Genomic DNA, 23,866 nt, shown 5'->3' with positions numbered 1-23,866 from the left:
GCTGCTCATTTGATGAGAATGGATTTGACGGTGGCGACGGCGCGTTCCACGTCCTGTGTCGTCATGGCGTAGAACATCGGCAAGGTCACGGTCAGGCGGCCGATCTTTTCCGAGACGGGGAACATGCCTTCGGTAAAGCCGCGTTCGCGGTACATGGTAAACAGGTGGATCGGTGCGTAATGATAGCCCGTTCCCACGTTCTGCTGCGCCATTTGCTGCATGAAGGCGGCACGCGTGCCGGGGCCATTGTCGGGCAGGATGATCTGGAACAAATGCCAGTTGCTGTTTTCAAAGTCCTGCACGGGCAGCTGGGCGCCGCTCTGCGCTTCGAAATCGCTGCCGAATTGCGCGAAATAGTGGCGTGCCAGCGCGCGGCGGTGGGCCGTGATCGCGTCGATATTGGCGAACTGGCCCAGGCCGATGGCGGCCATGATGTCGCTCATGTTGTATTTGCCGCCCAGTACATCGACGTCGATGCCGTCGACGCCGCTGCGCGTGACGCCCTGCAGCCGGTATTTCTCGGCCAGCTTCGCTTCTTCCAGGTTGTTGAGGACGAGGCAGCCGCCTTCACCCGTGGTGATGTTCTTGTTGGCCTGGAAGCTGAACGAGACGAAGTCGCCAAACGCGCCGATGCGCTTGCCCTTCCAGCTGGAGCCGAACGCTTGCGCCGCGTCTTCCACGACCCTTAAATTGTACTTTTCAGCAATCGCGTACAGGCGGTCCATGTCGACCGGCAAGCCGGACAGGTAGACGGGGATGATGGCCTTCGTACGGGGGGTGATGGCCGCTTCCAGCTTGTCGAGGTCGATATTCCGCGTGACGGGATCGATGTCCGCAAACACGGGCGTGGCGCCCACTTCGATGATGACGTTGGCCGTCGCTACCCACGACACGGGCGTGGTGATGACTTCATCGCCGGGGCCGATGCCGGCGATGCGCAGCGCGATTTCCATGGTGCACGTGCCCGAATTGAAGGTGCGCACGGGACGCCCGCCGAAATACTCGGACAGCTGGGCTTCGAATGCCTGCACTTTCGGGCCGCTGGTGATCCAGCCCGAGCGCAGCACTTCGCCGACGGCGGCGATGGTCGCTTCATCGATGGTGGGTTTGGAAAATGGCAAAAAGGGCAGGGTAGAGGTCATGGGGCGCAGTTCTTGGATCTGTATTGTGTCAGGGTGTCGGCGTTGCCGAGGCTGCCAGTGCGGTGAATGGCCGCTGGCAGGCATGGCTATTTTATATCGTCAGTACGGCGGCGCAGCCGGTTCAGCGGTGAAAAATCCTGCTGATGCGGGGGCGGGGCAAGCTGGCCGGGGGCGCGATCCATGCTGCCTCGCGCCCCTTTAAACATTTATTTATTGGCAATGACCATGCGGCGCGCATCCTTGGCAATGACACGCATGGGCACGCCACGTTCCTGCAATTCCTTGTAACGGTACAGGCTGATAATGGCCATGTCGCGCACGCCGGCGTTGGCATCGTTCGTCCATTGCGTGATGAAAGTCTCGATGCTCGGGATGGACAGCTCGGGCTGCTGTTTCAGGCCAAACGTGAACTCATCCCAGTAATCGACGAGGATCACTGGCCGCTGCAGGTAGTACGTCAGCGACTGTTCATAGATGCCGACCGAATAGAGCTTGGTATCGGCCGTCAGTTCGGCCTGGATCTGCGGCAGCATGTCGGTGCCCGCGCGGTTCTGGCCATACAGTTCGGAGCCGGCCAGGATGCAGTGCGTGGCCAGGAAGCCGGCGCCGGCGATGGTCAGCACCGTCATGTCGCGGCGCAGCTGGCGCGCATGCAGCAAGGCCAGGGCGCCACCGGCCAGGGCGAAGAAGCCGGCCGCCATCAGCCATGGCTGGTATCCCTTGAGCGCGATCAAGGCTTCCGCGTCGCGCGCGCTGGCCTTGCCAAAGGCGATCGGTCCGCCGATCAGGACGGCCGCGCCCAGCACGCACAGCAGGCCGGCGGCCAGCATGCGCTGGCGGCGCGAGGCCGATTCCAGGTACAGCGCCACCAGCAGGGCCAGCGCCGGGAAGATGGGCACGATATAGCCAGGCAGCTTCGAGGTCGAATAGCTGAAGAAGAAGAAAATGAAGACGGCCCAGACCAGCAGCATCAAGCGGGGCTGGAAGGCGCCTTCCTGGCGCTGGAAGGCGGCGGCCAGGCTTTGCGGCAGCACGCCTATCCATGGCAGGATGCCGGGAATGAGCAGCACCAGGAAGTAATACCAGGCGCCTTCGCGCTTGTGGCCCTTCATCAGGAAGCGCTGGAAATGCTCATGGATGAAGAAGAAATGCGGCTGTTCCGGATTGCGCAGGGCGACCAGCACGAACCACGGCGTGGCGATGGCAAAGAACACCAGCAAACCCTTGACCAGATGCAAACGCGTCCAGATGCGCCAGTCGCGCGCGCACAGCGAATACAGCACCAGCACGGCGCCCGGCAGCACGATGCCGATCAGGCCCTTGGCCAGCACGGCCAGCGCCATGGCGGCCCAGCAGGTCAGCATCCAGTTGCGCCGTTCAAGCGCCGTGGCGTCGTCGCGCTGGGCGATCAGCAGGCTGCCCATGGTGAGGGTCATCATGCCCGACAGGCCCATGTCCAGCGAATTGATCTGGCCGGAAGCGAGCCAGAACAGGCTCGACGCCAGCACCAGGCCCGCATACAGCCCCACGCGCGGGCCGAACACTTTCTTGCCCGCGTAGGCCGTCATGCACACGCCGATGATGCCGCACAGGCCCGTCCACAAACGGGCCTGCCATTCGCCCAGGCCGAAGGCGGCGAAGGTCAGCGCATTCATCCACGTTTGTAGCGGCGGTTTTTCAAAGTACTTGATGCCGTTCAGGCGCGTCGTGATCCAGTCGCCCGTGACGAACATTTCGCGCGCCATCTCCGCGTAGCGGCCTTCGTCGGGCGGCACCAGGGTGCGCACGCCCAGCGCATACAGGGTGACGACGATGAAGATGCCCAGCAGCGACCACATCAGCACCCGCGACGAGTGCAGCTCGTTGACATTGATTTTCATGCGGCCTTGCCTGCAGCCGGGGCCAGGATCAGTGCCAGGGTGACTTTGCGGCCTTCGCCCATGAGGATATTGTAGGTGCGGCAGGCAGCCTGGCTATCCATGCATTCGACGCCGATGCGGCGCATGGTCAGCGCGGCCGTCAGCTTCGGGTGCACGAAGCGCTGGCGCTCGCCCGTACCGAGGATGACCACGTCGGGCGCATCGGCCAGGATTTGCGCGAAATGCGCCTCGTTCAGCTGTTCGAAACTGTCCACCTCCCACGCCCGCGGGGGCATTTCCGGCATGACGATCAGACTGTAGTTATACGGCTGGGCATTGATCTCGACGCCGTTTTCGTCATAGCCGGTGACAGTCTGGTATTGTTGGGTGCTGCTGGCATGGAGTTTCATGGCGATATCGGGGGCTGGTCGTGTCGGTTGATCGGTGCGCGCGCGGCCAAACTGCGTGCCGCGGCCAAGGGCGTAAGCATGCCATAAATGACAGAAAAGAGCGACTGAAAAGCAACATCCTTTCCAAATTGCAATGTTCGGCGCCACAGTGGCGATGCCTGCTTTCGCCATGGTAATGCTGCAAGATTAAGGGAAGATGAAGATGGCGCCCGCCCGATTGTCGTCCGGAGGCGCCGGCGTGGCAGAATCGGCGTCAAATGCTGGGGTTGGCCATGTTTAATTTGATAAAATGGCCTGTTTTCGGCGAGAATGGTTGTTTTCGCCTTGCAGTCTTTCGCATTGCAGTTTCACGGGTTCATAGTTCTGGCGCGGCTATCATGCTGCAAGTTCTGGTCACCGCGCCGCATCACGACAGGGATTTATTTTGCGACCGATTCAGAAATCGAATAAATTGGCGGACGTCTGCTACGACATCCGCGGCCCGGTCCTGGAAAAATCCAGGCAAATGGAAGAAGAAGGCCACAAGATCACCAAGCTCAATATCGGCAACCTGGCCGTATTCGGCTTCGATCCGCCCGACGAGATCGTGCGCGACATGATGCTCAATCTGCAGAACGCGGCCGGCTATACGGATTCGAAAGGCATGTTCGCGCCGCGCAAGGCCGTCATGCACTACACCCAGGGCAAGAATATCGCCGGCGTGACCATCGATGACATTTATCTGGGCAATGGCGCTTCCGAACTGATCGTCATGTCGATGAACGCGCTGCTCAACAGTGGCGACGAAGTGCTGGTGCCGGCGCCCGACTACCCGCTGTGGACGGCCGCCGTCAGCCTGTCGGGCGGCAATCCCGTGCACTATGTGTGCGACGAGCAGAACGAGTGGTATCCCGACATCGAGGACATGCGCCGCAAGATCACGCCGCAAACGAAAGCCATCGTCGTCATCAACCCGAACAATCCCACGGGCGCGCTGTACCCGGTTTCCGTGCTGCTGCAGATCGTCGAACTGGCGCGCCAGCACCAGCTGATCATTTTCGCCGACGAGATCTACGACAAGGTGCTGTACGACGAAGCCGAGCACGTGTCGATCGCCTCGCTGGCCGACGACGTGCTGTTCATCACCATGAACGGCCTGTCGAAGAATTACCGCTCCTGCGGCTACCGTTCCGGCTGGATGGTGGTCTCGGGCGAAAAGCGCCACGCAAAGGATTACATCGAAGGCCTCAACATGCTGGCCTCGATGCGGCTATGCGCCAACGCGCCGGGGCAATTTGCCATCCAGACGGCGCTTGGCGGCTACCAGAGCATACAAGACCTGGTGGGGCCCGGCGGGCGCCTGTTGAAACAGCGCGATCTGGCGCACAAGCTGCTGACCGATATTCCGGGCGTCACCTGTGTCAAGCCGAAGGCCGCGCTGTACATGTTCCCGCGCCTGGACCCGGAGATCTACCCGATCGCCGACGACCAGCAGTTTGCCTATGAATTACTGGCCGAAGCCAAGGTCCTGATCGTGCAGGGCACGGGGTTCAACTGGATCGCGCCCGACCATTTTCGTGTCGTCTTCCTGCCCAACTCCGATGACCTGACCGAGGCCATGGGGCGCATTGCGCGCTTCCTCGAAGGTTACCGCAAGCGTCACGGCCGGGGCTGAATCAGCCAGCAGCAATCTCGATCAACCTGGCGCCGCTCAAGGGGGCGCCACTTATGAGCAGTCAAGCACAACTATGAAATCCATCAAGATCGGCCTGCTGGGCCTGGGCAATGTCGGTTACGGCACGTTCAGCGTCCTGAAACGCAATCAGGAAGAAATCAAGCGCCGCGCGGGCCGCGGCATTGAAGTCGTCGCCGTCGCCGTGCGCGACGTGGCGCGCGCCGAAGCGCTGGTCGCCGGCGGCTGCAAGGTCGTCAATGACCCGATGCTGATCGTCAACGATCCCGAGATCGACATCGTCGTCGAACTGATCGGCGGCTACGACCTGTCGAAAACCCTGGTGATGCAGGCGATTACCAACGGCAAGCATGTGGTCACGGCCAACAAGGCCCTGCTGGCTGTGCACGGCAACGAAATCTTCGCCGCCGCCCAGGACAAGGGCGTGATGGTGGCCTTCGAAGCGGCCGTCGCCGGCGGCATCCCCATCATCAAGGCGCTGCGCGAAGGCTTGACGGCCAACCGCATCGAATGGATCGCCGGCATCATCAACGGCACCACCAATTTCATCCTGTCCGAGATGCGCGACAAGGGCCTCGATTTCGCCACCGTGCTGAAACAGGCGCAGGAACTGGGCTATGCGGAAGCCGATCCCACCTTCGACATCGAAGGCGTCGACGCCGCGCACAAGGCCACCATCATGTCGGCCATCGCCTTCGGCATCCCGGTGCAGTTCGACAAGGCTTACGTGGAAGGCATCAGCAACCTCAATGCCGTCGATATCCGCTACGCCGAGCAACTGGGCTACCGCATCAAGCTGCTGGGCATCACCAAGCGCGCCACCGTCAATGGCGTGGAAGGCATCGAGCTGCGCGTGCATCCGACCCTGATCCCGGCCAAGCGCCTGATCGCCAACGTGGAAGGCGCCATGAATGCGGTGCTGGTGCATGGCGACGCCGTCGGCGCCAGCCTGTACTCGGGCCGCGGCGCGGGCGCCGAGCCGACCGCCTCGTCGGTGATCGCCGACCTGGTCGACATCACCCGCCTGGCCACGGCTGACCCGGAACACCGCGTGCCGCACCTGGCGTTCCAGCCGAACGCGATGACCGATATCGCGATCTTGCCGATGTCGGAAATCACCACCAGCTACTACCTGCGCATGCACGTGGCCGACCAGCCGGGCGTGCTGGCCGACCTGACGCGCATCCTGGCCGAACGCGGCATCTCGATCGACGCCATGCTGCAAAAAGAGCCGGCCGAGGGCGAGACGCACACGGACATCATCATGCTGACGCACCAGACGCAGGAAAAGAACGTCACGGCGGCCATCGAGAAGATGGAAGCGTTGAACAGCGTGGTGGGCACGGTCACCAAGATCCGCCTGGAAAACCTGAGCTGAGCGTTTTCAGCGATCCATGCAAAACGGCGCCCGCGGGCGCCGTTTTTTCATCCGATGGCGGTCTTAATGCTGCGGCACGTCGGGCGCGCCGACGGGGCCTACATCCATGCCATCATAGCTGGCCAGCTGGTTGTCCTGCGCAAACGCCATCAGTTCGCCATTGCGCGCGTGCAGACTGTCGACGCCATGCACTTCGGCCTTTTCCACGTGCAGCACCCACACGGGCGGTGCTGTCGGATCGTCGAGTTCCGGCTGGTACAGTTCCACCGGGCGGTAGCCCTGCAGCGCCAGCAGGGTGGCGGCCTGCTCCAGCGGTTCGGACGTCGGGTTGGTGAAGTAATAGCCCCACAGCAGCGGCTGGGACAGGTCCCATGGCGCGTTCTCGGCGATATTGGCAAACAGTTCGCTTACATCTTCTTTGGTCATCATGGCGGTGCCTTCCTTAAAATCTCAGGGCGCGATCTTAGCATCCATGCCGCCTGCTTGCCATTCACCCATAAAAAAACCGGCTGCATGGCCGGTTTTTTTATCAGCCGCTAACAACGGCTTGATTCTGATTCGCGCGAGCGTGAATTAGAACTTGTAACGCAGGCCGATCGACAGCAGGTCGGCTTTCAGTTTCATGCCATCCTGGCTCATCGTTTTGCCGAAGTTTTCATATTCAGCAACGGCCGACAGGTTTTTATTGAAGTTATAAGCAGCACCGATGCCAAACAGGGCAGCGGTTTTGTTTTTCGATTCGCTGGCGCTGAAACCGATCAGGTTCAATTTGGCTTTGGTGTGGTTTTGAGTAACGCCAACTTTTGCAAACAGCGAGAATTCAGCGTTCAGTGGCAAGGTGCCGGTGGCGGCTGCGTAGATTGCGCTGGTTTCCATGCTCAGCGATTCCTTGCCTTCGCTTTCTTTCAGTTTGCCGAAATTGACGTAGCCGGCTTCCGCGCCGAAGTTAGGCGTGAAGTCGTAACCGGCATAAACTTTAAAACCGGTTTTGTTTTCTTTGCCTGAAGCGACATCGCCCGACAATTTCAATTCCGAACGGCCGGCATTCGCGCCGACATAAATGTTTTCAGCTTGTGCAAACAAAGGGAATGCCAGAGCGGCGCCGACGACTACTGCAAACAATTGCTTTTTCATATTAATCCTAGATAATTAATGCGGAGAGACTGTCTCGCCGCTTAATGGGAGCCGAATTGTATAGGGATGAATATGTTTATGTAAGGCAATTATTTTAAAAATATTAGAAATAAATCATTTGTTGTTTTTAAGCAACGTAACATGTGAACTGCCTGTCTGCGCAATCCGTCATGCGGCACCGCTGAAATGCACGCCGACTTTTAATCCATGTCCATTCGCCGCCGTCGCCAGTTCCAGCCGGGCGCCGTGCAGGGCCGCGATATCGCGCACGATGGCCAGGCCCAGCCCGGCGCCGCCAGGATTGCTCTCGAGCGCCGCGCCGACCCGGTAGAACGGCGTCAACACGCGCTCGCGCTCGGCCGGCGGGATGCCCTTGCCGCTGTCTTCCACTTCCAGCACGGCGCCGTGTTCGTGTCCGTTCCCCGTATGCGCCGCGCGCACGCGCAGGATCACGCTGCCGCCCTGCGGCGTGTAGCGCAGGGCGTTGTCGACCAGGTTGGCCAGCAGTTCATGCAGCAGCAGGGCCTGGCCATGCACGGGTGCCTCGTCGGGCGCTTCCAGCGACAGGTCGATATGTTTGGCGACCGCGGTCATGGCCATTTCCAGTCCCACCTGCTGCGCCACGTCGCGCAGCGCGACGGTATCCATCGCCAGATTCTCGCCGCCATGCTCGATGCGCGCCAGGGTCAGGAGGCGGTTGGCCAGCAACACGGTCGAATCGGTGGTGGCGGCGATCGAACGCACGATGTCGCGCAGGGCGGCGATGTCCGGCGGCGCGCCCGCCTGGCGGTCGCACTCGCGCATGGCCAGTTCGGCCTGGGTTTTCAGCACAGTCAACGGCGTGCGCAACTGGTGCGAGGCGTCGGCGATGAAGCGACGCTGGCTGGCGATCAGCTGCTGCAGGCGCGACATGGAGCCGTTCATGGCACTGACCAGCGGGCGCATTTCCTTGTGTACCAGCGTGGGATCGACGTCGGACAAATCGGACAGGGTGCGCGTCTCGACTTCCGTTTTCAGGCGCATCAGCGGGCGCAGCACCAGGCGCACGGCAAACCACACGAGGGCGCCCATCACCAGTATCATTGCCGCCTGCCAGATCAGGGTGTCGAACAGGATCTGGTTCGACAGGCCGCGCCGCGCGTCCAGTGTCTCGGCCACCTGGATCAGGGCGATGCCGCGCATCGAGTCGTCATACACGGGTTGCAGCAGGGCGGCGATGCGGATCGGCTTGCCGTGGTAGTCGGCGTGGTAGAAGCGCACCAGGGCCGGATAGTTCTGCGAGCGTGGCACGTTTTTCGGCACGGGCGGCAAGTCGCCATAGCCTGACACCAGCTCGCCATTGATGCCCGTCACCTTGTAGTAGATGCGGCCCAGGGTGTCGGTCTCAAAGCTGTCGAGCGCCACGTAAGGCACTTCGGCGACGACCTTGCCGCCGACGATGGAGACGCGCTCGGCCAGCGCCCGCGTCGATGCCAGCAAGGAGCGGTCGTAGGCCATGTCGGCCGCGTCGAGCGCGTTGCGGTAGACAAAAACGGCATCGAGCAGCACCAGCATCACCAGCGGAATGAGCAGCCAGCGCAGCAGCTGGCTGCGCAGGCTGCCCAGCGGCCGGCTCTGCGCCCAGCGCCGGCGCAGGCGTTCGAGCAGCGGCAGGCGTGGGGCGCGCACGGTCATTTTGGCGCGGCCGGCGCCATCGCGCTGCGCGGCTGCAGCAGGTAGCCGATGCCGCGCAGGGTGGTGATGACGGCGCCGTCGGGCGAGCCGCTTTCCACGCCGTTCTCGAGTTTTTTGCGCACGCGGTGGATATACAGCTCGATGGCGTCCAGGTTGGCGTCGTCGGCCAGCGCAAAGACTTCGTCAAACAGCTTTTCTTTCGACACGGCCCGCCCCGAGCGCGTGATCAGCGCTTCGAGCACCGCGTGTTCGCGCGGCGTCAGCGCCAGCGCCGCGCCGCGATAGCTGAACATGCGCGTGACGGTGTCGAAACTGAGGGCGCCGCAGGTGTGCACGAGTGCCTCGTTGCCCTGGCTGCGGCGCAGCAGGGCTTTCACGCGCGCTTCCAGTTCGGCCAGCTCGAACGGCTTGGCCATGTAATCGTCCGCGCCCAGGTTCAGGCCCTGCACTTTTTCATCGAGGCCGCCGCGCGCAGTGAGTATCATGACGGGAGTCTTGCCGCGCGTGCCGCCGCGCGCGCGCAGGCGGCGCAGCACGTCCAGGCCATCCATCTTCGGCAGGGTCAGGTCGAGCAGCACCAGGGAGTATTCCTGCGTATGCAGCAGGGCGTCGGCATCGGCGCCGTTGTGGGCGGTCTCCACCGTCAGGTGCGCGTCGCGCAGGGCCTTTGCCAGCCAGTGCGACAGCTCCAGATGGTCTTCCACTAATAATATGCGCATGGTCTCCGCCATTCGTTTGAATTGGTGCAGTGTAAGCCTGCCGGCGCCGCGCCGACAGGGGCGGCGATGAATATGTTTGCCCTCCTTGTGGCTGGCGGACGACACCTGTCAGTCTGAAAGCGAATTGAAAGGATCGCGCTCATATAGTGTGATCCTGATTCATGAAAATGATCAGGCATATCACTAATAACTATATCTAAGGGAGACACTCTACATGAAGAAAACTGCATTCTCGCTGGCCGCCATGGCGCTACTCGCCGCAGCCGGCAGCGCCCACGCCCAGTCGAACGTCACTCTGTACGGTCGCCTGGACGCCGGCATCAGCAACACCAGCAACGCCGGTCCGAACAAAAGCTCGATGACGCAAGTGAGCTCGGGCGGCATGAACACCTCGCGCTGGGGCATTCTGGGCAGCGAAGACCTGGGCGGCGGCCTGAAGGCCGTCTTCAATCTGGAAGGCGGCATCCTGGTCGACACGGGCGCGGCCGACGGCGCCCTGTTCAAGCGCCAGGCCAATGTGGGCCTGGAAGGCGCGTTTGGCCGCGTCGTGCTGGGACGCTCGTTCACCACCGTGTATGACTTCGTGCTGCCATTCGATCCGATGGCCTATGCGCCGTTCTACTCGTGGGCCACTTCGGCACACGCGACGGGTCCGAGCAAATACGGCATGACGACGGCCTTCGACAATATGGTCAAGTACTCTGGCAAGACGGGCGACTTCAGCTACGGCGCATCGTATGGCTTCGGCGAACAGTCGACGGGCAATTCGGACAGCGCCAAGCTGTCCACGGCCGTCACCTACAAGACGGGTCCCGTCAGCCTGCTCGCTACATATGAACAGGTGAACGGCAATGCCATCGCCGGCGGCGCGCGCGACAAGACCACCGTCTACCACCTGGGCGCCATGTATGACGACGGCCCGTGGAAAGTGCAGGCGGCGGCGCGCGACTACAAGCTCGATCCGGCTGCCGCCGGCAAGGCCGATGTGCGCGGCACCCTGTACTGGGGCGGCGTCAGCTACAAGACCACGCCGGTCGTCACCCTGACGGGCGTGATCTACTACCAGGACGTGAAGAACGTGGCCGCCAACCTCGATGCCGATCCGATCATGTACGTGGCGCGCGTGCGCTATGCCCTGTCCAAGCGCACCGACCTGTATGTGGCCGGCGCCTACGCCAAGGCCAAGCACAAGCAGCTGGTCAGCCTGTCGCGTGACGATGCCGGTTTTGGCGACACGCAGCGCGGCCTGATTGCCGGCATCCAGCACCGCTTCTAAGGGATGACCATGCTGCGCACCGCGTTCCTGTCGCTGCTGCTGTTGTCCGCGCTGCTGCCCGCGCTGGCAAATGCTGCCGCGCCTGAAGTCGATTGCGTGGTGCCGTCCAAACCTGGCGGCGCCATGGACCTGACCTGCAAGCTGGCGCAGAAAGGCTTGCTGCAGCTCGATCCCGCGGCGGCGGCACCGTTCGCGTCCTCGGTGCGCATCAGCTATCTGCCAGGCGGCATCGGCGCGGTGGCGTGGCGCTCGATGGGCTCGCAGCGCCGGCGTGCCGAAGCAAACACCCTGGTGGTGTTTTCGGGCGGCTCGCTGCTGAACCTGGCGCAAGGCAAGTTCGGCAACGCCAAGACGGGCGACGTGCGCTGGGTGGCGGCGCTGGGCGCCGACTACGGCATGATCGCCGTGCGCAGCGACTCGCCCTACAAGACCCTGGCCGACCTGATCGCCGTGCTCAAGCGCCACCCCGACAAGGTGCTGATCGGCGTGTCCGGCACCATCGGCAGCCAGGACTGGGTGAAGATGGCGCTGGTGGCGCGCCGGGCCGGCATCGACCCGAAAGTGCTGCGCTTCGTCGCGCTGGAAGGCGGCGGCGAGATCTTCACGGCGATGCAGGCCAATTACGTGCAGGTGATGTCGGGCGACACGTCGGAAGCGACCCTGAACGCGGGCGACAGCCATGCGCGCGTGCTGGCGGTGCTGTCGGAAAAGCGCCTGCCCGGCGTGCTGGCCAGCGTGCCGACGGCGCGCGAGCAGGGTATCGACGTGGTGTGGCCCATCATCCGCGGCTTGTGGATGGGGCCGCAGGTGCCGGAACAGGATTACCAGCGCTGGGTGGCCACGTTCGACCGTGCCATGGCCACGCCGCAGTTTGCCCAGTGGCGCACGCAGGCGGGCATGTATCCGTTCGCGCTGACGGGCGACAAATTGACGCAGTACGTGAACCAGGCAGTCGAACGCTACTCCAGGCAGGCGGCCGAATTGGGCCTGATGCGCTGAATCCAATAGCCAACCATACAACAATCACAGACGGAGACAAACCATGCAAACCAAGACCATTCTCGCCATCTCCCTGGCCGCCGCTTTCGCCGGTACCACCGGCGTCGCTTTCGCCCAGGTACCGGCAGGTTATCCGGCCGACTACCAGAAGATCATCGACGCGGCCAAGAAGGAAGGCAAGGTGGTGATCTACAGCGCCACCGACAGCAAGGCCGCCGCGCCGCTGATCAAGGATTTCAGCGCCCTGTATCCCGGCATCTCGGTCGAATACAACGACATGAATTCCACCGAAGTGTACAACCGCTTCATTTCCGAAGTGGCCGCCGGCGGCAACACGGCCGACGTGATGTGGTCGTCGGCGATGGACTTGCAGATGCGCCTGGCCTCGGACGGCTATGCGCTCAAGTACAAATCCGTGGAAGCGTCCAAGATCCCCGGCTGGGCCATGTGGGACGACCAGGCTTACGGCACCACGTTCGAGCCGGCCGCCATCGTTTACAACAAGCGTTTGCTCGATCCGAAGGAAGTGCCGAAGAACCACGACGACTTCGCCAAGCTGATCGCCACGCCGAAATTCAAGGACAAGGTCACCACCTACGACATTGAAAAGTCGGGCGTGGGCTTCATGTTCATGTCGCAGGACGCCAAGGAATATCCGAAATTCCTGGCGCTGCAAAACGCGTTTGGCGTGGCCAAGGTGCGCGTGCAGTCGTCGACGGGCACCATGATGGAGCGCATTTCGTCGGGTGAAAACCTGATCGGCTATAACGTGCTGGGTTCCTACGCCCTGGTGCGCGCCAAGACCGACCCGTCGATCGGCGTGGTGCTGCCCAAGGACTACACCCTGATCCTGTCGCGCGTGCAGTTCATCAACAAGAACGCGAAGAACGTCAACGCCAGCAAGCTGTGGCTCGACTACATCCTGTCGCACCGCGGCCAGACCATCATCGCCAACGGCGCCAAGCTGTACGCGATTCGCGCCGACGTCACGGGCGAGACCACCTCGGCGGACCTGATCAAGGAAATCGGCGCGGCCAACGTCAAGCCGATTCCCGTGCATCCGATCATCCTGCAATTTTTGGGACCTGCCAAGCGCATGGCCTTCTTAAAGCAGTGGAAAGAAACAGCCGGCAAAAAATAGGAACATCCGAAAAACCTACTGCGCGTCGCGATTTGCGGCCTCCGATGCTCACTGTGCATTCGCACAGATCCGCTTCTCAGCCACAACTCACTGCCGCTCGCTACGGTTTTATCGGAGTTCCTTGGCCAGCCGCGGGCGTTCGCCGGCGGCTGGATGCCGCACCCTTCATTCATTGGATTCATCATGCAAACTGCTATCTTGCCGCTGCCTGCACGGTCGCGCTCTCCCTTGTCGCGCCTGAACTGGTCGCGCGGCGTGGTCGTGGCGATTACCCTGGTCGCCATCTTCCTGCCGCTGTTCCTGATTTTTTACCAGAGCTTTTTGAACGCGCCCTTCTTCATGCCGGTGCGCGAATTCGGCTTTGACTCCTACCGTTTCATCTTCGATGATCCCGATTTCTCGATGGCCTTCAAGAATGGCCTGATGCTGGCCTGCGGCCTGACCGTGATCGCCGTGCCGCTGGGCGGCATGCTGGCCTTCCTGATGGTGCGCACGGATTTGCCGGGCCGCGGCTGGGTGGCGCCCATGCTGCTGGTGCCGATCTTTGTGTCGCCGATGGTGATGGGCTTTGGCTACGTCGTGTCGATGGGACCCGTGGGCTTCTATTCGATCTGGGCCAAGGAGCTGTTCGGCTTCGTGCCCTGGAATATCTATTCCTTCACCAGCATCGTCATCATCGCCGGCCTGACGCACGTGCCGCACGTCTACCTGTATGCCTCGTCGGCCCTGAAAAGCCTGGGCTCGGACGTGGAAGAAGCGGCCCGCGTGGCCGGCGCTTCGCCGATCCAGGTGATGCTGAACGTGTCGCTGCCGATGATCATGCCGGCGCTCGCATATGCGGGCGTGCTGGTGTTCTTCCTCGGCTTCGAAGTGTTCGGCCTGGTGCTGGTGCTCGGTGATCCGGAAGGCCACCTGGTGCTGCCAACCTATCTGTACAAGCTGACGAACAAACTGGGTACGCCGTCGTACCACCTGATGGCCGCCGTCGCCGTCTGCCTGGTGATGGTGGCCATGCCGCTGGTGATGATACAGCGCTGGCTGCTGAAATCGGCGAACAAGTATGTGTCGATCAAGGGCAAGGGCGCGCGCAGCAAGGCCATGCCGCTGGGCCGCTGGAAGTGGCTGGCGTTTGCCTTGCTGGCCGGCTGGCTGATCTTCACCATCATCCTGCCGTTGACGGGCATCGTGCTGCGCTCCTTCGTGCAGTACTGGGGCGAAGGCGTGCATTTGGCCGACGTGCTGACGTTGCAGCATTTCCGCGACATTTTTGACCAGCCATCGCTGGTGCGCGGCATCGTCAACACCATCCTGATCGGCGTCGTCGGCGGCGCGCTGGCCGTGGGCTGCTACAGCTTCATCGCGCTGGCCATGCACCGCAAGCAGGACGGCATCACGCGCCTGCTCGATTACAGCGTGCTGGTGCCGCGCGCCGTGCCGGGTCTGCTGGCCGGCCTGTCGTTCCTGTGGGTGTTCCTGTTCGTGCCGGCCTGGCTCGACGGCATATTGAAAGGCATGGACAACGGCGTGGCCTTGTGGCTGAGCGGCCATGTGATTCCCGTGCTGCGTGAAGTGCGCTCGACGATCTTCGCCCTGTGGCTCGCGTATTCGGTGGTGTGGATGGCCTACGGCATGCGCCTCATTTCCACGGCGCTGCTGCAGGTGGGACCGGAGCTGGAAGAGGCGGCGCGCGCCGTCGGCGCCAACCGCGGCCAGGTGACGCGCGATGTGACCCTGCCGCTGATCAAATACGGCTTGCTGGGCGCCTGGCTGATGGTGTTCCTGATCTTCGAGCGTGAATATTCGACGGGCGTGTACCTGCTCTCGCCGGGCACGGAAGTGATCGGCGCCATGCTGGTATCGCTGTGGGCAGGCGGCTCGACCGACCTGGTGGCGGCGCTGTCCTTCATCAATATCACCCTGGTGGCCATCGGCCTGGGCATCGCGCTGCGCTTCGGCGTGAAGTTACACAACTGAGTTGCATAACTAAATACAAGAACTGAGACCACATCATGAATGAATTGACCGTCAATGAGCTGTACCTGGACTACGGCACCGGCGCCGCCGCCAACCAGATCCTGAAGGGTGTCTCGATGCACCTGAAAAAAGGCGAAGTGGTCGCCTTGCTGGGGCCTTCGGGCAGCGGCAAGACCACCTTGCTGCGCGCCGTCGCCGGCCTGGAAAGCCCGAAGGCGGGCACCATCCAGATCGGCGAGCGCAATGTCTTCGACGGCGCGCAGCATTTCGAAATGCCGGCCGAGCATCGTAACCTGGGACTGGTGTTCCAGTCGTATGCGCTGTGGCCGCACAAGACCGTATTCGACAACGTCGCCTACGGCCTCAAATTGCGCAAGATGGGCAGCACGGAGATCGCCGCGCGCATCAAGGAAGTGCTGACGCAGCTGGGCCTGGGGCACCTGGGCGAGCGCTATCCGCATCAGCTGTCCGGCGGCCAGCAGCAGCGCGTGGCGATCGCCAGGGCGCTGGTGTACAACCCGCCCGTGATCCTGCTCGACGAACCGCTGTCGAACCTGGACGCCAAGCTGCGCGAGGAAGCGCGCGCCTTCCTGCGCGAACTGATCGTGCGCCTGGGCCTGTCGGCCCTGATGGTGACGCATGACCAGGGCGAGGCGATGGCCATTTCCGACCGCATCCTGCTGCTCAATAACGGCAAGATCGAGCAGCAGGGCACGCCGCAAAGCATGTATGAAACGCCGGACACCCTGTTTACGGCCGAATTCATGGGCAGTAACAACCGCCTGCCCGGCAAGGTGGTGCAGCGCGAAGGCAATCAGGTGCGCCTGCTGGTCGATGGCGCGTCCATGCAGGGCGTGGCGCGCGGCGCCAATGTGGGCACGGAAGTAACCACCATGATCCGCGTCGAGGAAGTGAAGATCAGCGCCACGCAGGTCGACAACGCCATCGAGCTGCCGCTGCTGACGTGCATGTACCTGGGCGACCGCTGGGAATGCCTGTTCGAGCGCGGTGGCGCCGAGAACATCAGCCTGCGCGCGTACTCGCGCCACAAGCTCGAGGCGGGCAAGTACTGGCTGCACATGCCGGCCGATAAGCTCTGGGTGTTTTAACGATGATGAGGTGGCCATGCTGGCCACCTCATCCGTGCTGCCGCGTCCTTAATTCCCCCGCACGACGATTTCCTGCACCTTCGGTTCGCGCTGGCGCATGAAGCGCACGATGGAGTCGACGGTGACGACATCGATCTGGCGCGTCATGCGGCGTTCGAACGGGTGATCGTCAAAAGCGATATTGGCGCGGAACATGCGCGCGCCCAGGCGCGTGGCGGCGGGTATGCTGAGCGTTTGCGGCGCGTAGCTGGCGCTGCGCAGCCAGCCTTGCGCTTCGGCGCGCGTTTCGATCTTGCCCGGCTCGTTGCTGGCGGCGGCCAGGGTTTCCAGTACCCACTGATTCGAATTCTGGTACTTGGTGGAAAACGGGTAGGCCAGCATATTGTAATGCGGCTCATGCAGACGCTTGGGCGTGTTCGACGTCAGCAGGCGCACCAGTTGCTGCTGCGTATCCTGGCCGGGAATCAGGATCAGGGTTTCATACATGAACACATCATCCATGAAGAAATTGCCCAAGCCTTCGTTGTACAGCGACGATTGCGCCGTGCCGCATTCATTGAGTTCATGCACCACCAGCCAGCGGCCTTTCGGGTGGTCGCGCCAGGCCAGCGCCATGTGCGAATAGCGCAAATTGTACTTCGACAGGTCTTGCCCGGCGCGCGCCACCAGCGCCACCTGCGCGCCCGAGCCATCGAGCGCCTGCAGGGTCTTTTGCGCCAGGTCCATCGATTTGACGAGGGTGCTCGCATCCGTTTGCTTTTCCTCGCACGAGCGTCCCGCATGGGCGGTGCCGGCCAGGGCCAGGCTGATGATAATGGCAGTCAGGCGTTTCATGGATTCACGCTTTCGAATGGTGGAGGATGGCATTGCCGGCCGCGTTCGGCACATAGGCGATGGCCTTGCCCGACAGCACCAGCATGTGGCCCGTCGAGACGGCCACCACGTTGACGACCGTGCCGGCCGCCAGCGACAGGCCTTGCGTGGCCTTCTGGCTCAGCTTGACGGACGCCGTGGCAGCCTGTGAGGCGCCCCTGGCCGTGCTTTTCAATACGAGGACGCTGCCGTCGGCCACGTCTTCCACCTTGTCGATGACAATTTCACCGGCGGCGGCCAGCACCGACATGGAGCCGACCAGCACGATGGCCGACGCCATGCTTGCGTTGTCGGACGCGTTGGTGGTATCGGAGTTGGCGGCCTGGGCCAGCGGCGCCAGGCTGGTGGCGCACAGCAGGGCGGTGGCGAGCAACTGTTTCATGGGATGTCCGTTCTTCATTGGTGCTTACGCTTTGGAGTGGTGCAGCAGCGCCTTGCCCAGTTCGTTCGGGATGAAGGCGATGGCCTTGCCGGACATGACCAGCATGTGGCCGGTGGACAGCGCCACCACGTTGACCACGGTGCCGGCCGCCAGCGACAGGCCCTTGGCCGCTTGCGTGCTCATCTGGATGGATGCGCCGCCAGCCTCAGAGGCGCCTTTCAGCACGATGACGATGCCTTCGCCTACCGTTTCCACGCTGGCGACGACCACCTGGCCGGAGGCGACCAGCATCGACATGGAACCCGCGACGACCACGGCGGAGCCCTGACTGAGGTTTTGCGAGCCTTTCGACAGGTTCTCGGAGGCGGCGGCGTGGACCAGGCCGGGAGCGGCCACGGAGAGCGTCAACAGCGACAGGGACAGGCAGAGGGGCAGCAGGCGTTTCATGTGTTTCTCCTTCAAGTGTGCCAAGTGGCAACGCCATCATTGTAGACTGTGGGCAATTGGTCAATGAAAACGCTACTCGTAGCGGGCAGGCATACCGCAGGTAGCGTATTGCGCTACTTTTTTGCCGCTGGAACCGATGCTATTTATATAAAGGAAGTGCATGCCGCAAACCCACGCCTTGATCGAAGCCCTGAAACGCCTGTTGAAAGCGCGTTCCGTCACGTATGCCGAGCTGGCCCAGCGCATCGGCGTATCCGAAGCCAGCGTCAAGCGGATGTTTTCGCAGAAGCAATTTACCCTGCAGCGGCTGGACCAGATCCTGGTGGCCATCGGCAGCGATTTCCAGCAGCTGGCGCTGGCCGTGCAGTCAGCCCAGGCCGCGCCCACCCTGATTACGGGGCTGACGTATGCGCAGGAAAAGGAAATCATCGAGGACACCCGGCTGTTCGTGGTGGCCGTGTCCGCCCTGAACCTGTTACCGCTGGAACAGATCGTTGCCATCTACGACATCAGCGAAGCGCAAGCCGTGAAATACCTGCTGCGTCTCGACAAGATCGGTTTTCTGGAACTGCTGCCGAATAACCGGGTCAAACTGCTGGTGGCGCGCACGTTTGCGTGGATACCGAACGGTCCCATCCATACGTATTTCAAAAAGGAAGCCTATGGCGACTATTTGAATTCGCAATTCGATGGCGAAACGGAATTGCTGCGCCTGGTGAACGTGATGCTGTCGAAAAAATCCACAGCGGCCTTGCTGGAGCGCCTGAAGCAAGTCGCGGTGGAATTCTCGCAGCAACACCAGGAAGACGCGCGCCTGCCTGGTGAGGAGCGCCTGGCCATCAGCTTCATGCTGGCGGCGCGGCCGTGGATGCCGCAGACGTTCAAGGCGCTGCTGCGGCAATAAGGCAGCGATATCGCGGCCAACCGGCTAATGTTCCTGCTTGTCGGTACTGCCTTGTTCCTCTTTCATCTGCGTCAGCAAACGCCAGGCAAAAAAGCCCAGCACGGACACGCCCAGCAGCAGGGCCGCCCATAGTGCTGCCAGGCGCCATGGCGCACTGGTGCCAGCCGGCGCCGGCGCGGCGTCGCTTGCGCCAGCGCGCGCCGTCAACGCACCCAATGTGGCAATCGGCAGCGCTTGCAATTCGCCGTCGCGATAGCCTGGTGCCACCTGCGACAGCGGCTGCGCCACCGGTTGCGCGTCGGCTTTGCCGAACACCAGATGATATGGTCCCTTGCCGCCGGCCAGGAACACCAGCGTTTCCGGCGTCCAGCCAAGGCGCAACAGCGGCGCGCTGGTCGGCATCGCCGTACTTTGCGACTCGGGCCGCAGCACCCATTGCGTGGTCTGCACCACGGGCATGGCCAGGTCGCCGGAGACGCGTTCCTTGCCAGCCTCGCTGATGCGGTAAAAGCTGGTGGTCAGCAGCGGCTCAAAATATTCGCCATTTGCCGGTCGCGTTTGCCGGTGCAGGGACAGGCGGCGCTGCGGCACATAATGACTTTGGCGATACACTCCCAGCGTGACGGGCAGCACCACATTGCGCTCCTTGAATTGCAGCGCAATGCTGTCGGCGGGAATGGCGATCGGCGTGGCATACGCCCAATCACCAGCAAGTTTTCCTGGCGCACCGCGCAGCACGATGCTCGCGCGTGGCGGCGCCGCCTCGGTTTCGCTGACGGCTTGCGCCGCAATCGATGCAAACACCAGCGGCTGGCCTTCCTGCCAGCTCAGGCGCGCGTAGCGGAAAGCGCGCGGCGCAAAAGCGATGCTGTCGTTGGCCAGGGTTTGCGTGTCACTGTTGCTGAGCCAATTCAGGGTGGTGGTGCCGATGGCGTCCCATTGCTTCAGGTCGTCGCTCACTTCCAGCAGCACTTGCGCACTGTAATTTTGCGTGCGCTCCGGTGGCGTGAAGCGCAATGCGGCGATGCGCCTGTCTTGCGTCTGCTTGCCCAGGTCGAGTATCAGCGCTTGCAGCGCCGCCGTACTGGCTGTCGCGCCGGCGCGGGTGCTGACCGACAGCAAGCGGCCATCGTCCGCCGTGCGGATGTCGATGCCTTGCAAACCGTCGCCAGTTGCCGGCGCGCCCGTCACGGGGAAAATGCGGACGGGAATGGCTGTCCGCTGCGTCGCCGATTGGGCGGGCGGCGCGCCGATGGCATAGGCCAGGCGCTTGCCGTCGGCATCGAACAGCCGCACGTCGGCCAGGCTGGCCGAGCTGGCGTGCAGGTAGGCTTCCCTGGGCAATGCCAGCTTGACGATGCCCGCGCCGGCCGGCACGGTCACCGGCATGCTCCAGCCGTAGTCCTGTGGCCTGTCTTGGCCAGGAGCGGCCAGCGCGGCGCCTGCCAGCAGCAGGCTGCAGCAGATCAATGAGTGTTTCATGCTGCTCCTTGTTGCGGTTCGGCTGGCGCTGGCGCGGCAGCCTTGGGGAAAGGCGCCAGGTAGCCGATCAAGACCATCAGCAAGCCGACACCGACAAAGGAGATGATGCGTTCGATGCCGCCCACGTTCGACAGGTCGATCAGGAACAGTTTCAAGACAACGAGTCCCAACAGCACAGCGCCCATGCTCCATTGCTGGCGCCGTTGATGGCGCGCCGCGTGGCGCATCAGCAGCAGGGCCGTGATGCTCCATACCAGCGACAGCATCGCTTGCACGAATTGCGAGGCCAGCATGGCGTCAAAGGTGTACGGCACGCCGACATAGTGCGATACCGTGCGCAGCAGCATCAGGTTGAACCACACATACACGCAGCAGGCGGCCACGGCAGGCAGACGTGCTTGCCACAGGGCAGGCAGGGGCAACTGCTTCGCCGGCAGCAGGCGGTAGCTGGCAATGGCCAGCAGGATGGCAAAGCCCGTGCTCAAGTCCAGCGGATTGAGCAGCGGCAAGTAGGGCAGCGGTGCCATGGCGCCATCGTCGAAGATATTCCAGGCGGCAATCAGCAGCAGCGACCAGAGTGCGCCCAGCGGTATCAAGGTGCGCTGGTACCACTCTGCAATCGGCGCCACCGGCCAGGCGCCCGCGCGGCAGCGGCGGATCAGCAAGGCCAGCACCAGCATCATGGCCCAGGCCGGCAAGTAGCGGGCCCAGGCTGGGCTGACGCTGTCTTCATGCTGTGCCAGCCAGGCGTTGACATGCATGGCGCCGACCGGCCACAGCATCAGCCATGGCGCGGCAGTGCGCAGCGTATGCAGCAGGCGCTGCGCCCGCAGGCCGAGTTGCCAGCCCGCTTGCGGCCAGGCCAGCAGCAGGTATTCGCCGGCCGCCAGGGCGCTGGCCAGCGCCAGCCAGCTCAAGCCGGTCGGCAGGTAATCGCGCAGGTACAGCGCCAGCAGCATGTTGGCGCTCCACAAGCCCAGACCGAGCCAGGTGGCGATGGTGAACCAGCGCAGCTGCGGCCAATCGAGGCGCCGCGCCAGGATGGCGAACGCGGGCGTCGTGACGCACACGGCGATCAGGTACAGCGCCAGCCAGTGCTCGCCCGCGTGCGGCTGCAGCTCCAGGTCGCCGTCGATCAGGCGCAGCAGCCAGCTGACGAGCGGCACGAGGATGGCGGCAAACCACAGCAAGCCGCTCCAGACCAGCAGGGGGCGTGCTGCCAGGGCCAGCAGTTCGTCGCCGCCGCGCGCGCGCAGCGCAAGGAAACGGGCGCTGGCAAAGGCGGCGGCGCCCAGCAGCAGCGCGCTGAGGAAGGAACCGTCGAACAGGCTGGCCGGGTGCTGGTCCCAGGCCCAGCTGGCGCGGCTGAGCAGGACCATGCCGGCCAGCACCTGCACGGCCAGCAGCAGCGCGCGCGGTGCATGCCATTGTTCGCGCCGCGCCAGCACCGCCAGCAAGGCGGCCACAGCCAGCGCGCTGACGGTCAGCAGGTTCAGTTGCGTGGTGGCATCCGTGCGCAGCAGGATTTCGCTCCAGATGCCGCCCAGCAGCCAGGCTGCGGCGGCCGTCAGGAAGAGCACGGACAGGCTGCTCATGAACTCCGGATGCAAATGGCTGGCGTGGTGGCGGAAATTGTAGGCCATCACCAGCGCGGCGGCGGCCAGCAGCGCGCAGCCGAGCCAGATGTTGGCGTGCAGGGCCGCGGCCGTATCGAGTTCCTGCATGGCGATCAGGAAGGCAATCCAGGCGGCCCCCTGCACCAGCAGGCCGAAGGCCCAGGCCAGTGTCTGGCGCTGGCGCAAGCCGACCCAGACGATGCCCGCGCCTTCCAGCGCCCAGGCGGCGGAGGTCCATCGGCCATCGAGGGCGAACGGAATGGCCAGGGTGCCGAAGACGATGCCCAGTGCGAGGAAGGCTTCGGCCAGCAGTTTGAAACCTGCGCGGCGCCACAGTGCCACGGCCAGTCCCGTGTAGCCCAGGCCGGCAATCAGCGCGGAAAAGGCCAGGCCGAAGTGAAAGTGCTGGACCAGGCCGTATTGCAAGCCCATGGCCGCCAGCGGCGTGCCAAAGACGAGGGTGCCATCCACGTAATGCTTGAGGCGCGGCGCCTGGCGCGCGCAGTAGGCGATGGCGATGCCGACGTAGAACAGCACGAACAGGATCAAGAACAGCTGCGTCGACAGGTAGTGCTCGGGCGTGTAGCGCAGCAGGCCCCAGGTGGTGGCGACGACGAAGGTAAAGCCAAAGCTCAGCACATTCAGGACGCGCCAGGCGCGTTTCAGGGCGATGGCGAAGACGCCCGCATTGAGCAGCGCGTAATAGCTGAACAGGCCGATATGGTTGCCGCTGCCCGTCGACACGAGCAGGGGCACGGCAAAACCGCCGACGATGCCGAAAACGGCCAGCCAGACGGCGTTTTGCAGCACGGCCAGCAAACACGTGAACGCCGTCAGCACGAACAGCACGGCAAACGCCAGGCCGGCCGGGATCAGTTCATACAGGCGGAAGGCGCCAAACGTCACCAGCATCAATATCGCCAGCGCCGTGCCCTGCAGCGGCAGGCTGATGCCGGGACGGCTGAGGCGGATGCGCCAGGCCCAGGCCAGCAGGGCAATATCGGCCAGCGCGATGCCGGCCAGGCGCAGTTCGATGGGCAGCGTGACCTGCGCCGACACATATTTGAGCAGGAAGCTGACGCCGAGGAAGAGAATCAGCAAGCCCAGCTTGGCGACCAGGTTGCCCGTGAATAGCCAGTTCTTTGCCTTGGCAACGAGGCCGTCCGGGTGCGCGATCCAGGAAGGGGTGTTGGGGACGGCAGGAACGGGCCGGGCTGGAATCGGCGGGGCTGGTTTTGGCGGCACGGGCGCGGCGGGTGCGGGAGCTGCTGCCGGCGCGGCCTGCGCCACTTCGGCCACCTTGATCGCGGCCGCCTGCGGCACGGGGGCGGGCGTGGGCGGCGGCAGAGGCGTCGGCACGGCCACCGGCGCCACGCTAGCGGGCTCGGCGGGTGCTACGGCAACGACGGACGTAGCCGCAGGCGCTTCGGCCTGGCCTTCCAGCGTCCGCAGGCGCTGCTGGATGCCGTCGACTTCCTTGCGCAGGCGTGCCGTCAGCAATTCCAGATCCGCCACCTTGCGGCGGTATTGCAGCACCAGCACGAAGGCGGTAATCAGCAAGCCAAGGATGAACAGCGTGATCAATCCAAACATGGGGCAGCTTTCCGGAAGGGGCAGGGCGAAGGCGCCCAATGTATGCGCACATTACCTTATTATCAAGAAACAAGCGATTTCT

General features: G+C 63.1%; 20 protein-coding genes. 8 read left to right on the top strand and 12 right to left on the bottom strand.

Going from position 1 to position 23,866, the window contains the following annotated elements; translation table 11 throughout:
• Positions 1–5: 5 nt before the first annotated feature.
• From BLT98_RS08285 to BLT98_RS08275, 3 genes are all read right to left on the bottom strand, one after another.
• The gene (locus tag BLT98_RS08285; protein WP_034785472.1) at positions 6–1,142 is read right to left on the bottom strand and encodes a DegT/DnrJ/EryC1/StrS family aminotransferase; all 1,137 of its coding nucleotides are present in this window, start codon (positions 1,140–1,142) and stop codon (positions 6–8) included.
• A 206-nt stretch (positions 1,143–1,348) separates the two neighbouring features.
• On the bottom strand, positions 1,349–3,022 hold the full coding sequence (locus BLT98_RS08280) for a glycosyltransferase family 39 protein (RefSeq protein WP_092606412.1): 1,674 nt from the start codon (positions 3,020–3,022) through the stop codon (positions 1,349–1,351).
• A complete protein-coding gene (locus BLT98_RS08275) occupies positions 3,019–3,411 on the bottom strand; it encodes an Mth938-like domain-containing protein (RefSeq protein WP_070260554.1) in 393 nt (130 codons plus the stop codon). Before BLT98_RS08275 ends, BLT98_RS08280 begins: the two co-directional genes overlap by 4 nt.
• Before the next feature lie 424 nt (positions 3,412–3,835).
• Between BLT98_RS08275 and BLT98_RS08270 the strand changes: the two genes are divergently transcribed.
• Together BLT98_RS08270 and BLT98_RS08265 are read left to right on the top strand one after the other, a co-directional pair.
• Entirely contained in the window at positions 3,836–5,065 is a 1,230-nt protein-coding gene (locus BLT98_RS08270) for a pyridoxal phosphate-dependent aminotransferase (protein WP_034750427.1), read from the top strand.
• Positions 5,066–5,138: 73 nt separating this feature from the next.
• Positions 5,139–6,461: a homoserine dehydrogenase gene (locus BLT98_RS08265; RefSeq protein ID WP_092606410.1), complete on the top strand. Its 1,323-nt coding sequence runs from the start codon at positions 5,139–5,141 to the stop codon at positions 6,459–6,461.
• Between the two features lie 63 nt (positions 6,462–6,524).
• Here BLT98_RS08265 and BLT98_RS08260 read toward each other — a convergent pair whose 3' ends face one another.
• The 4 genes from BLT98_RS08260 to BLT98_RS08245 form a co-directional block, all read right to left on the bottom strand.
• Complete coding sequence (locus BLT98_RS08260) at positions 6,525–6,890, bottom strand: ribonuclease E inhibitor RraB (protein WP_092606408.1); 366 nt, start codon at positions 6,888–6,890, stop codon at positions 6,525–6,527.
• A gap of 144 nt (positions 6,891–7,034) precedes the next feature.
• The gene (locus tag BLT98_RS08255; RefSeq protein WP_034785479.1) at positions 7,035–7,595 is read right to left on the bottom strand and encodes an outer membrane beta-barrel protein; all 561 of its coding nucleotides are present in this window, start codon (positions 7,593–7,595) and stop codon (positions 7,035–7,037) included.
• A 168-nt stretch (positions 7,596–7,763) separates the two neighbouring features.
• On the bottom strand, positions 7,764–9,269 hold the full coding sequence (locus BLT98_RS08250; RefSeq protein ID WP_092606406.1) for a sensor histidine kinase: 1,506 nt from the start codon (positions 9,267–9,269) through the stop codon (positions 7,764–7,766).
• The gene (locus BLT98_RS08245; protein WP_070260636.1) at positions 9,266–9,988 is read right to left on the bottom strand and encodes a response regulator; all 723 of its coding nucleotides are present in this window, start codon (positions 9,986–9,988) and stop codon (positions 9,266–9,268) included. Before BLT98_RS08245 ends, BLT98_RS08250 begins: the two co-directional genes overlap by 4 nt.
• A gap of 214 nt (positions 9,989–10,202) precedes the next feature.
• Here BLT98_RS08245 and BLT98_RS08240 point away from each other — a divergent pair, with 214 nt between their 5' ends.
• The 5 genes from BLT98_RS08240 (at position 10,203) to BLT98_RS08220 (ending at position 16,487) form a co-directional block, all read left to right on the top strand.
• Complete coding sequence (locus BLT98_RS08240) at positions 10,203–11,264, top strand: porin (RefSeq protein ID WP_092606404.1); 1,062 nt, start codon at positions 10,203–10,205, stop codon at positions 11,262–11,264.
• A gap of 3 nt (positions 11,265–11,267) precedes the next feature.
• Positions 11,268–12,263: a tripartite tricarboxylate transporter substrate binding protein gene (locus BLT98_RS08235; RefSeq protein ID WP_092606402.1), complete on the top strand. Its 996-nt coding sequence runs from the start codon at positions 11,268–11,270 to the stop codon at positions 12,261–12,263.
• A 43-nt stretch (positions 12,264–12,306) separates the two neighbouring features.
• Complete coding sequence (locus tag BLT98_RS08230; RefSeq protein WP_092606400.1) at positions 12,307–13,404, top strand: ABC transporter substrate-binding protein; 1,098 nt, start codon at positions 12,307–12,309, stop codon at positions 13,402–13,404.
• Positions 13,405–13,587: 183 nt separating this feature from the next.
• On the top strand, positions 13,588–15,378 hold the full coding sequence (locus tag BLT98_RS08225; RefSeq protein WP_092606398.1) for an ABC transporter permease: 1,791 nt from the start codon (positions 13,588–13,590) through the stop codon (positions 15,376–15,378).
• 35 nt (positions 15,379–15,413) lie between these two features.
• Positions 15,414–16,487, top strand: a complete 1,074-nt coding sequence (locus BLT98_RS08220) for an ABC transporter ATP-binding protein (RefSeq protein ID WP_034785487.1) — start codon at positions 15,414–15,416, stop codon at positions 16,485–16,487.
• A 48-nt stretch (positions 16,488–16,535) separates the two neighbouring features.
• Here BLT98_RS08220 and BLT98_RS08215 read toward each other — a convergent pair whose 3' ends face one another.
• Genes BLT98_RS08215 through BLT98_RS08205 form a run of 3 tightly spaced genes read right to left on the bottom strand, consistent with a single transcriptional unit; the run spans position 16,536 to position 18,189 of the window.
• Positions 16,536–17,321: a DUF2145 domain-containing protein gene (locus BLT98_RS08215; RefSeq protein ID WP_092606396.1), complete on the bottom strand. Its 786-nt coding sequence runs from the start codon at positions 17,319–17,321 to the stop codon at positions 16,536–16,538.
• Between the two features lie 4 nt (positions 17,322–17,325).
• The gene (locus BLT98_RS08210) at positions 17,326–17,742 is read right to left on the bottom strand and encodes a hypothetical protein (protein WP_092606394.1); all 417 of its coding nucleotides are present in this window, start codon (positions 17,740–17,742) and stop codon (positions 17,326–17,328) included.
• A gap of 24 nt (positions 17,743–17,766) precedes the next feature.
• Positions 17,767–18,189 carry a hypothetical protein gene (locus BLT98_RS08205; protein ID WP_092606392.1) on the bottom strand — a complete coding sequence of 141 codons (423 nt, stop codon included), beginning with the start codon at positions 18,187–18,189 and terminating at the stop codon, positions 17,767–17,769.
• Between the two features lie 160 nt (positions 18,190–18,349).
• Here BLT98_RS08205 and BLT98_RS08200 point away from each other — a divergent pair, with 160 nt between their 5' ends.
• Positions 18,350–19,093 carry a helix-turn-helix domain-containing protein gene (locus tag BLT98_RS08200; protein WP_034785491.1) on the top strand — a complete coding sequence of 248 codons (744 nt, stop codon included), beginning with the start codon at positions 18,350–18,352 and terminating at the stop codon, positions 19,091–19,093.
• 24 nt (positions 19,094–19,117) lie between these two features.
• Here the strand turns inward: BLT98_RS08200 and BLT98_RS08195 are convergent, their stop codons facing one another.
• Together BLT98_RS08195 and BLT98_RS08190 are read right to left on the bottom strand one after the other, a co-directional pair.
• On the bottom strand, positions 19,118–20,575 hold the full coding sequence (locus BLT98_RS08195; protein ID WP_092606390.1) for a DUF3999 family protein: 1,458 nt from the start codon (positions 20,573–20,575) through the stop codon (positions 19,118–19,120).
• Positions 20,572–23,784, bottom strand: a complete 3,213-nt coding sequence (locus tag BLT98_RS08190) for a DUF2339 domain-containing protein (protein WP_092606388.1) — start codon at positions 23,782–23,784, stop codon at positions 20,572–20,574. Before BLT98_RS08190 ends, BLT98_RS08195 begins: the two co-directional genes overlap by 4 nt.
• Positions 23,785–23,866 lie beyond the last annotated feature (82 nt).

It is taken from the genome of Janthinobacterium sp. YR213 (assembly GCF_900099875.1).
Lineage (GTDB): Bacteria > Pseudomonadota > Gammaproteobacteria > Burkholderiales > Burkholderiaceae_D > Janthinobacterium > Janthinobacterium lividum.
This window is presented reverse-complemented; position numbering and strand designations above follow the sequence as displayed.